Source organism: Cupriavidus sp. FW216-B1 (assembly GCF_058789195.1).
The window spans coordinates 1-9,357 of record NZ_JBYTEL010000042.1 but is presented as its reverse complement, the minus strand read 5'-3'; the positions used below and the strand labels follow the sequence as shown (position 1 = coordinate 9,357).

Genomic DNA, 9,357 nt, shown 5'->3' with positions numbered 1-9,357 from the left:
CATTCGGCGGTGGGTCTGCGCACTTCTGCACAACGTAGCGGGCTGGTTACCGCTTGCCCTGGTCAATCTCGGGCTCTTGGGATCGCTCCCTCAAGCCCCTCCCTTCAGGGAGGGGTTATTGACGAATGTTTCCTCAGTCGTCAGTCTTGCGCGTAGGCCGTGCCGTTGAGCGCGAGCATGAACTTGGATTGCTTGAGGGCAGGCTGCGCGTCCAGATCGACGGTGACCGCGATCTTGTCGAGCGTGACGGTGCGTGGGAACGCCACGATTTCGGTCGCGTTGCGCATCGGCCCTTCCAGTTGCCACGAAGCGGTCCGGTAGGCATGCTCGACCCCAATGGAACCGGCGGGAATGACGCCGAACAGGGCCGCATCTCCCAGCACAGCCTTGCCGGCGACCGGGCGCAGCGTCTGCAGCGTCGAGCCGAATCCCGCACGCAAGGCCATCGGCTTGGGCGGTTGAACCAGCAGCGCCGTCAGTCGTATCTCCGGACCCACGTCGAAACCGCCCTGCACCACCACTTCCTTGTCCTCGTTGCGGAAGATCGGGTTGGCCATGTCATCCGGCAACGCAGCCAGAAAAGTCATATTGGTCGCGCCCTTGGTCGTGGCCTTGACCTCGTAGACCAGCGTGCAAGCAGTCCTCGGCGTGACGACCCGGTCGCAGGCCACTGTCTTGAGCGTCCACCCACCGATCTGCAGCGGTACCGCGCTCGTGAACCAGGCCATGAAACGAGGGACTGCGGTGGACGCGAGCGCGACCGGCACGCTTGCACGGGAGGCTATGTCCTCCGCGTAGAGTTCGGCCGGAGACTTCTGCGGCGGAGGCGGGTGCATCTTTGCCTGATAGGCGCGATAGGCCTGCGCGCTGTACTGCCAACCGACGATACCAAGCACGGCGAGCACGCCAAGCACGATGGTCTGCTTGCGCTGCGTGATGGCGCTCGGCCTCTTCAGGAGGGCGTGTGGACCCAGGCCCTCCGCGATCTGCTCGAGCGTGAACGGCACGTGGACAGCGCGCGTATCGGGCGGGAATAGCCCCTGAATCTCGGGAGCATTGCCCGCCAGCTTGAATTGGCCGTCGCACTTCGAGACAAAATCCACCACCAGCGCCGCCAGTTCCCGCTCGTCGCTGATCACCTGGTCAAAGCCTACCCGTGGCCGGCCCTTCACGATCCCACAGACCAAGTACCCGACGTGAGTTCCGTGTGCCTGCAGGTGGAACACGAACAAGGCATTCGGGGACAGTTGGGGAATGCGCGCGAGCGCGGCCGCCGCCGAGTACAGCTTGTCCTTGAGCTTCACCTGGGCATCGGCAGGCCCGAGATAGCCCATGTGCAAGGCCGACTCTTCGTGCCAGATCCGGGTGGCGCGGACTTCCTTCGCGACGCGAGCAGAAAGCGCTGCCGGCGCGTCGCTGCCGGTCAGCGTCCGCCATTGCATCCCGAAGGCAACCTTTTTGCCGTGGATGTCGAGGATCATTGTCCCAGTGCTCCCTGGTCCTGCACCATCACGGTCAGCAGCACCAGCGTGAAGGTGCGCGAGCGCGTTGCAGCCAGACTGCCGCCGGCCAGCAACGGCAGGTGTTCGGCCAACGTACGGTGCGTCGTGGAGGTGTCGTTCTGGTCGAACGCCGTCACGATCACGGTCTGACCGTTCCGGACCGTCACTTCCTGCCCGTTGATACCATTACCGGCGATCTTCGGAACCTCGACCGTTTGCTGAAACGCGCCAGTGCCCGAGGTCCTGGACTGGATTGGACCATCGAGGTCCGATTTGTCGAACGCGATGGTCATATTTACGTCATCGCGAGAGGTGGCATCGGGGAACAAAGCCAACTTGAAGCCGACCGTTCCTGTCGACGTTGTGATCCCCGGGGTTCCGCCAGTGCCGCCCACCGTCGATGCTGCAGGAGTGGTGTTCGACACGTACGTAAACTGACGCCGCGTGTTGTACTGCGCGCCGTGGCGGTTGCGCATTGCAATCGGCACCGTCGTCGACGTGGTCGCAGTCCCGTACTGTTTGAGCGCGTTGATGATCGCCTGCGTCCCATTGAAGCCGCCAGACGTAATGGACATGCCCACGCTCCCGGCATCGGCGCCGACCAGAGATGTCGGCGACAGTGCGGTCAGCGAAAAGCCCGGGACGTGTTGCAGCGCCTTGGTCAGCAGGACGTTCCAGTCCGCTCCTGCCTGCCCGCTGTCGGTGATCGTGAAGTCCACCGTCTGGAATTTCGCGTAGACCATGCGCGAATAGATTGCAATCTGTTTGCGGACGATCTCGTCCGCCCTATCCACGGCTTCCTTCGTGTCGGTCAGGGCCAGCAAGCCCGTCGACGGATTGATCGACATAGAGCCGGACACAGTCAGCACCGGCTCGATGCTCTTTCCGATGTTCTCGAAGTCGTCCAGATCCTTTGCCTCTGCCTTGGTCGCCGTATCGATCTGGACGGCCTGCCCGGCCGCGCTGCCACTGGTGCCGTTGGCTTGGGTGGTTTGACGGAACTCTGTCGTGAACGAACTCTTCCCCGGGCGGATGGGCAGTTGCCACATCTTGGTGGAGAGGCGGTAGAAGCGGATGACGCTCTTGCTCGGCACATATTCCCAGTTGATCGACAGCCGCGTGGCGATGAGGTCGAGCATCGTGGCCAGCGGCATCTTCTCGCTTTGCTTGAACTCGACATTCAGGGCGGTTTCAACGAGCGGAACAGCCTGGTTCGCGGTCCCGCCGGCGGCGCTAGCGAGTCCGGCCGGAAGCGGGCCGCCTAGCGTCGGCGCCGGGCCGATCGTCGGTGCCATGCTCGGCGAACTACCATTGGCCGTCCGGCTGTTCGCAGTCGCCGCGGCTGCGCCGCGCGGCATGAGCGCAGCCGGAGGAAGGTACACATCGTTTTCGATCTTGACCGGAATGCCGGTGGCCATGGTGATACGCTGACCGGCCACCGCCAGCGGCATGGACCGGTCCGGGAAGACGATCAAGGTGTCGACATCCTTGCGCAGCGCGAGCGGGAGCGTCACATTCCTCGAAGTGGGCACCGCGCGGCCGGCCAGGAAGGGCTTGTCCACCTCTTGCGCGCGCTCGATCGCGGCGCGGTCCCTGCGCATGCGCGCGTACAGCGAATCGGTCATCTGGTCCGAACTGGCCTGCAGGGTATCGACGGCCTTCTGGTTGCCTTCGAGCAGTTGCGGCGAAACGCAGCCCGAGAGGATCATCGTGGTCAGCAGCGCGCCAGCGACGGGACGCGCGAGAGTTTTTAGTGTCATTTCGAGTTGAGATCCGGTTATTGGCTCGGGTCGCACTTCGTGGTGGCCTTGACCACCCGCACGCGCTTGTTCGAGTAGAAGCACGGCTGCAGAGCGAAGTCGGTCAGTTCCGTCGAAGCGAGCAGATGGCGCACGGCTGCCTTGAAGTCACCGTCGAAGCTGTCGGCTCCCTCCACGGGGACATCGCTGTCCAACTCCCACGGCGCCAACGTCCAACCGGCGCGCGGTGCCCATCCTTCGATGACCTGGCGGAACGTGCCGTCGCCCGGGGACACCACCCAGCTCGTCGGCGCGGCCGGCTCGCTAGGCACCGTTGCAATGGGACCGGGCACGGCAGCCGGCACGATATCGCTCTTCGAGTCGATGAGGGACACCGCCGCTACCGGCACGGTGCTGGGCGCCACTACGGTAGGAGCAACCGGCACCGACACTGCAGGAGCAGGCACGCTGCGCTTCGTCACGCTGGCCAGCGGCTGCCAGCCAGAACCCGAGAGTGGCTTAGTAGGCTCGAAGCTGCCGACAGGCTCGACGCCGAACGGCGAGGCCACCACTGCGGCATTTGCACACGCGCTGGCGGCGATCACCCCGACGGTGGCCAGAATCCGGCCGAGCCGGGGATGGCGAGAATACTGAGACATGGTTGCGTTCCTTCGGTTATCGGGTCTGCGTGCGCAGCAGCACTTGGTAGATGAGAGTGGCGTATCTCAGCCTTTTTTCGGGCGCGCCAGCGTTGTAACAACCCACGGCGGTCCAGGTCGCACCATTCCGGTCAAGGCAATCTCGTAGCACCCACGCGCCGACATAGGCGTTCACGCATGGGTCAAAGAGCGACTGGCGCGTGATGCCATAACGGGCCAGCCTCGGCAGGTGGACCGAATTGATTTGCATGAGGCCGATGTCCTCGGTGCCATTGGCATTGCGATTCACTGCACTCGCTCGCATGCCGGACTCGTGCTGCGCGATCGCACGCAGCAGGACCGGGCTCAACTGCTGGTATTGCGCGGCGTCGTCTAGACAATCGGCATGCGCTGCAGGGGCAAGCACGATGACCGCCGCGCTCAGAACGGATTGGACGCGCGTCATCGGGCCGCTGCTCGCTCGTAGAAGCGCACTTCCGGCACGCGATCGACCTGGACTACATTGCCGTCAGCGATGACCGTGAGGTGATCCGAGATCCCGTTGAACCTGTAGAAGCGGTCCTTTTGCTCGCCACGACCCTCCCGGCTTTCGCCGAACACCGAGATGCTCGCCATCGACTTCGCAAAGCTCAGGTACGTTGCGCCGTCCTTCTCGAAGATGCGCTCGAGGCCGGCACCGTTCTCCGTTGGAAACAGATAGGCGATACCGGGAACGCGCGCGACTTCGACGGACTTGCCACCGCCGGTCACACTGAACTGATCGACAGTGGCGAAGCTGAGTACTCTCTCGGCATCGTTCCAGTCCAGATCGAGCACCTTGCCGCCAACATCCCGCACTACGAGGCCCTTCGGCTGTTCGTCAAAGCGGATTTCGATCTTTCCGTTCTTCGCATCCCGGATCGCCATGGCGTCGAACGCGCTCGCCAGAGACGGGCCCTCAGGAAGAGCACTTCCGACGGACGCAATCGCCGGGCCCGCAGCGTCTTCCTTCACCTGCGCCGGCGCTGCCACTTCCAGCCGTCCCGCCACCGGCGCGGAGCCGCGGGCGACGCCCTCTACCGCGAAGCCCTTGGGCGGCGTGCCGCGCAGCGCAATGTTTCTCCGCCCGAAATCGACCTCGGCGTACAGATTGCGCTGCTCAAGCACCCGACCCAACACCTGAAGCCAGTTTTCGCCGCCGTGCGTGTCGATACTCACGTCGTCGGTCAGTGCGATATCCTTCTGTGCGGTGCCGCTCCAACCGGTCGGCGCGATGGTCCGGACCATCTGCGCCAGCGGCAGCGCCGAACGGCCAGGCCTCACCAGCGGAAGGTTCGTGTAGCTCCCGATCAGGGCGATGCGCCCCGAGATAGCCGCCAAGGAACTCGGAAGGTCCCCGACCGAATTGGCAGGCTCCGACGTGAAACCGTTGGCCCGCTTCCACCGGGCAACGACCAATTGCCCGCTGACGGTGTATCGCACCACGTCCGGCACACCGTCCACTACCCAATACGGGCCGTTCTGCTGTGCGCCTTCGGCCTGGACCTGCTGGCCGGAACGCGGCTGGATATAGGTTGCCGAACCGTCATTGAAGATCAGCGCCGGCCGGTCCACCGCCCGCGCGACCACCTGATAGTCGAAATCGAGCGGGTCCGTATCTGCCGCGAGCGCGGTTCCGCTCGCTGCCAACACCAGCGCGGAGAGGAGGAGCCGTTTGATCATTTTTTTGATTCCAACTGCGAGAGATGATTCATGAAGCGCTGGAAGTACGGGCCGCCGCGCGCGGGGTCGGCACTGTGGTACCAGGCCACGGCCTTGACCGAAGAGCCGCTACGCTGCAGGTTCTCTGCCAAAATGCTTTCCGCGACGCGGATGTTCGTCGCCGGCGCGAGGGCGGCCCAGGCCGACTCGAAGCGCCGGCCGTGGTAGCACCAGTTGACCTGCATGAGACCGACATCGAAATCGCACCGTTGTGCAGAAATGAGTTGTTGGATCGCCGCATAGGCGTCCTCACGCGTAGCAAAGAACATCCCGCGACCAGCAACGTTGAGCGTCCACGGCCACGGCCTGCCGCGATACGCTGACTCGTTCATCGCGATGCCGGCTAGTATCTTGGGATCGATCCGCTCGCTCATCTGCGAAAACGCTTCCGTCTTCGGTGCGCAGGCCCATCCGCCCTGTCGCTCCGTCATCGCGGCCTGAGCTGCTTCGACCAGCGCGGCCGGCCGCAACCAGCCTTCGCGGGCAAGCAGCGTTGCGATCGGCTGCTTCGTGCCGCCGAGCGTGACCTCTGCGCCGGCGGCGCCACCAGGCCCGATCTGCGCCCCGATCAACTTCGCCGACCAGCCGAGAAATGCGTCCAGCCCGCAGTACAGGACTGGGCGGCCTTCGATCGTGTGCACCCGTGGCTGGCCGTCGGCACGGACCACGATTGCGTTCGGGCTAATGACTGCCTCGATCGTCGCCGCGTGCGCGCAGGCGGCGCCAAGAGCAAGCACCGAGAGAGAGGAGCGAATGTACTTAATCACGATATGGCTCCAGCACCATGTCGTGATTGACCTGGACCATCATCTTCTGGCCCGGTTTCGTAGTGATGGTCGGCCGAATCCCCTGATTGCGATTCAGAATCGTTTGGGCCGTCTGCGTGGCCACCTGCCCGGCTGCGTTGCTATATGCCGTCACCCCGCCGGCGCCGAACGTGGTGGCCGTGGGGGTGTCGTTGAAGCGAAGCTGCAACGCGCCAATGACAAGCGCTCCCCCGAAGATCTTCCAGAAATGGCTATTGACGTCGCCGCTGATGCCCGCATAACCATTCGGATCAGCGCCCTGCATGCCGAGCAGCGGTACGGTCTTCTTGTTCGGGAGCTGCATTCGGATGAACGCCGCGAGAAGCCGCTCTTGCCCGACTGCGATATCGCTGTTGTAGACGCCGACCAGCGTCGAGCCGGCAGGGATGACTCTGCAGTCCCCCTTCACCGTGTCGTACACATCCTGCGTTACCGTCGCGCGAAACTCGCCCGGCTTGTCCGAATTCATGCCCCCAACGAAGTTGGCCGGGATGACGAACCCGCGACTGAGGGTGCACTTGGGCAACTTGCCATCAAAGCTCGTCCGCTGCGTGGACGCTGCCGCCGCGTCTTTCAGAAACTGCTTGTCGCTCGAGATGGACGCGGCCGTGGGTTCGTTCGTCGCGGCCGCAGTCGCGGCAGCCGTGCGCGCGGCCGCCGCCTGCTGCAGTAACCGCATCTGCACGGGGTCCGTGACATCCACGAGGCCCGCGGAGGGGGCCTTGACCTGGTTGATCTGGGACTTCCGGTTACCCGTCTTGAAAACCGGTGAGGTGTAGATGGAGTCAAGCTCATTCTTGGCCGCATCTGGGCCCGATTTCTCCACCTGGCCGCCAAGATCGCGCGCCGTCATCACAGGTGTCTTGCCACCGGCGTCCGGCTTCACCGCAAGTTGCCGCTGCCGCTCCGCTTCTTCGCGTGCCTTTTGCTGCTGATCGCGGATGGTCCGATCAAGGGACTGTCCGCCCTCGGCAGTGTCCGCGCGTTGCTTGAGCTGAGCCGCGCGATCCTCCTCGGCCTTCGCGTCCAGCTTTGCATCGGCCTGCGACTGATAGAAGTAGCCGAGCACGCCCACCAGCACCGCTGCCACTGCACCCAGTGAATACACGATATTGCGCGGCAGCTTGCCCTTGACGGTGCGCTCCTGCGCGTCGCTCACATCGGAGACGTTCTTGTCCCGGTTGCCCCTGTCGCGACGCATCAGAACAGCCCCAGGATGCGACGACGGCCGCGCTCAACCTTCACCTCCGCGTCGCCCGAACGCAGCGCGATGGTCGCGGCCAGCCGCTGCACCACCAGGTAGTCGCCGCGACGGATGAAATTGACCACGACGAAATCGCTACCGTCCTTTATCAGAGCTACCGGCCAGTCGGCGCCATTTGGGATCCGCAGCCAGACAGACTTGCCGTCGTCGAAGACCGTCTCCGGTTTGAAATCCGCGCTACCGGAAATGTTGTAGTCGAAATTGAGCTTCTCCGGAGAGACTGCAACGGTATCGGCGCCTCCCACGTGCGCATCCGGCCCTCCCTCGACCTCTGCCTGCTCAGCACGTTCGGATCGTCCCTCGTTGCGCGCTCTTACCTTCGCAGAAATCGAGGCCGGAATTCGAAAGCGAACCTTCTGGTAAAAAATGCCGCCCAAGGGGGACGAGACCAGCGTGAATTCGTAGCTACGCTTGTTGGTGTTCACCGACAAGGTGTTGACCAAACCAGGGGCCTGAGGTTTTACATACAGATGGTTTGCACCGTCGGTATCGTAGTCCCACCGGACACTCTCACCCCACGCCGGGTCGCCCACGATTTGCTCGTCGTCCGGGAACTCGATTGTGGTCATCTTCAGCGGCGCGCTGAGCACGCGGAAGATCTGGTCGCGGTTGTAGGTAAAAACCACAAGTCGGGAGTCGCCCGGCAACGCGATCGGCTCCACCCCGCCGTTGAACGGATTGGCAGGATTCATGGCGTCGCTGAGACTGCCAATGCCCAAACCAGGCAGCCCCAGTTTTCCGGCTTGCGGTTTTTCAGCGGTATGCCCCTCGGGGGACGACAACAGCATGGCCACTGCAAGGGCTAGGGCAATGGCGGTGAACCGGGAAGTGATACGAGATTCCATAGCGAGCGGGCCAGAGCCGTCGTCAGACGGCAGACTTTTGAATGCTGAAGAAAACTGGGTAGATGCCGAACGGGTTGGGGCCGAGCGCTGCGTCGCTCTGCGGTGGCTTCACCTGGTATCGAAACGTGATCGCGTACCGCTGGCGGCGAGGCTTGAACCCATCTTCCGTTGTGGTGGTGATGAACTCGACCACTACCGTGTTGTCAGGAAGCACCGCGATGTTCGTCACCTTTGGCTCTCGGACCAGGGTCGGCGAGGCGCTGATGGCACGAAACGGTGCATCGTCGTCGACCCATGACTGAAACTGGTCGCGTGCAGACCCGATCATCTGGTCTCGCACCGTCCGCAGGGTCCGCGACATCCGGGAATCCTCGATCTGCGGGGTAAGGATCGGTTCGATGGTGTACATGCGCATCACCAGGTCCTTGAACGCCCATTGCAGTTGCAGACTCTGCGGCACGTAGGATTCGAGCTCGCGCGTGATCGGCTTGCCGGTCGCATCGCTCGACACGCCAACCACCTTTACGACCGACGGTGGCGCTTCGCGCGTCATGATTGCCGCCAACGCCAGAACAGCAGCAACGAAGGTGGCGATCTTCCAGTGGTTCCGATCAACGACGATACGCGTGGTCCGGTCGAAAATGAGCTTCTCGGGGCTCTCACCGGCATACATCCCCGGTGCCACAGCCACGGCTTTGGTCTGATCGGATTTCTTGGAGAAGAGCTTCATCGGGATGCGCGGGAAACCCCGTCCTTCAGGACGGGGATGGATAGCGCGGCGTGCGCAGCACGCCCTTCTCCC

Annotated in this window: 9 protein-coding genes; all 9 read right to left on the bottom strand. The window is 63.4% G+C overall.

The genetic code is table 11. The features are described 5' to 3' along the window. Positions 1-140: 140 nt before the first annotated feature. The 9 genes from AC3WXD_RS34690 to AC3WXD_RS34650 are packed head-to-tail and all read right to left on the bottom strand — an operon-like array spanning position 141 to position 9,285. The gene (locus AC3WXD_RS34690) at positions 141-1,481 is read right to left on the bottom strand and encodes a type IV pilus inner membrane component PilO (protein ID WP_059414547.1); all 1,341 of its coding nucleotides are present in this window, start codon (positions 1,479-1,481) and stop codon (positions 141-143) included. After that, on the bottom strand, positions 1,478-3,262 hold the full coding sequence (locus AC3WXD_RS34685; protein WP_059414550.1) for a secretin GspD/PilQ domain-containing protein: 1,785 nt from the start codon (positions 3,260-3,262) through the stop codon (positions 1,478-1,480). Before AC3WXD_RS34685 ends, AC3WXD_RS34690 begins: the two co-directional genes overlap by 4 nt. 17 nt (positions 3,263-3,279) lie before the next feature. Further along, positions 3,280-3,900, bottom strand: a complete 621-nt coding sequence (locus AC3WXD_RS34680; RefSeq protein WP_059414551.1) for a toxin co-regulated pilus biosynthesis Q family protein — start codon at positions 3,898-3,900, stop codon at positions 3,280-3,282. A 16-nt stretch (positions 3,901-3,916) separates the two neighbouring features. After that, positions 3,917-4,345: a lytic transglycosylase domain-containing protein gene (locus AC3WXD_RS34675; protein WP_059414553.1), complete on the bottom strand. Its 429-nt coding sequence runs from the start codon at positions 4,343-4,345 to the stop codon at positions 3,917-3,919. Next, complete coding sequence (locus AC3WXD_RS34670) at positions 4,342-5,601, bottom strand: TrbG/VirB9 family P-type conjugative transfer protein (protein ID WP_059414556.1); 1,260 nt, start codon at positions 5,599-5,601, stop codon at positions 4,342-4,344. Before AC3WXD_RS34670 ends, AC3WXD_RS34675 begins: the two co-directional genes overlap by 4 nt. Beyond that, positions 5,598-6,407 (bottom strand): lysozyme family protein, encoded by an 810-nt coding sequence (locus AC3WXD_RS34665; RefSeq protein WP_059414560.1) that lies wholly within the window; start codon positions 6,405-6,407, stop codon positions 5,598-5,600. The genes AC3WXD_RS34670 and AC3WXD_RS34665 overlap by 4 nt, the downstream gene beginning before the upstream one ends. Further along, the gene (locus AC3WXD_RS34660) at positions 6,400-7,647 is read right to left on the bottom strand and encodes a TraB/TrbI/VirB10 family type IV secretion system protein (protein ID WP_059414565.1); all 1,248 of its coding nucleotides are present in this window, start codon (positions 7,645-7,647) and stop codon (positions 6,400-6,402) included. Before AC3WXD_RS34660 ends, AC3WXD_RS34665 begins: the two co-directional genes overlap by 8 nt. Further along, positions 7,647-8,555, bottom strand: a complete 909-nt coding sequence (locus tag AC3WXD_RS34655; RefSeq protein WP_059414571.1) for a TrbG/VirB9 family P-type conjugative transfer protein — start codon at positions 8,553-8,555, stop codon at positions 7,647-7,649. The genes AC3WXD_RS34660 and AC3WXD_RS34655 overlap by 1 nt, the downstream gene beginning before the upstream one ends. A gap of 22 nt (positions 8,556-8,577) precedes the next feature. After that, on the bottom strand, positions 8,578-9,285 hold the full coding sequence (locus AC3WXD_RS34650; RefSeq protein ID WP_059414574.1) for a VirB8 family type IV secretion system protein: 708 nt from the start codon (positions 9,283-9,285) through the stop codon (positions 8,578-8,580). Positions 9,286-9,357: the final 72 nt, after the last annotated feature.